Origin of the sequence: Effusibacillus lacus, assembly GCF_002335525.1 — a bacterium.
GTDB classification, from domain to species: domain Bacteria; phylum Bacillota; class Bacilli; order Tumebacillales; family Effusibacillaceae; genus Effusibacillus; species Effusibacillus lacus.
Window position 1 is genome coordinate 61,663 of sequence record NZ_BDUF01000095.1, and the last position, 382, is coordinate 62,044.

The following is a 382-nucleotide window of genomic DNA, read 5'->3' on the forward strand; positions in this document are numbered from 1 at the left end:
AGAAATGCTGGGCGGCTACACCTGGGGAGATCTTCATCACCCGGCATTCTCCGAAACCAAGGGCGAGTATGACGGAAAATACCTGTTCGCCACCGACGTGGCCAACAACCGTGCGGCGGTCATGGACCTGAAAACATTCACGGTGGAAGACATCCTGAATGTGCCAAATACCAGCGGTCCTCACTGTGCCGCTTTCGTGACCGAGAACACAGAGTATCTGTTCCTCCCGACCCGCTTCCCGGTGCCCATCAATCGGGAGTACGCGAAACTGGATGACTTCTCCACAAAGTACAAAGGTGTAATGTCGGCGGTAACGTTTAACGAGCAAACCAAGAAGCTGGAGCTGGCCTACCAGGTGGCGCTTCCGCCCTGGTCATATGAC

At 55.2% G+C, this 382-nt stretch carries 1 pseudogene; it reads left to right on the plus strand.

Going from position 1 to position 382, the window contains the following annotated elements:
• Window positions 1-382 (plus strand): annotated as a pseudogene (locus EFBL_RS21435) (Sec-dependent nitrous-oxide reductase); the annotation flags it as partial.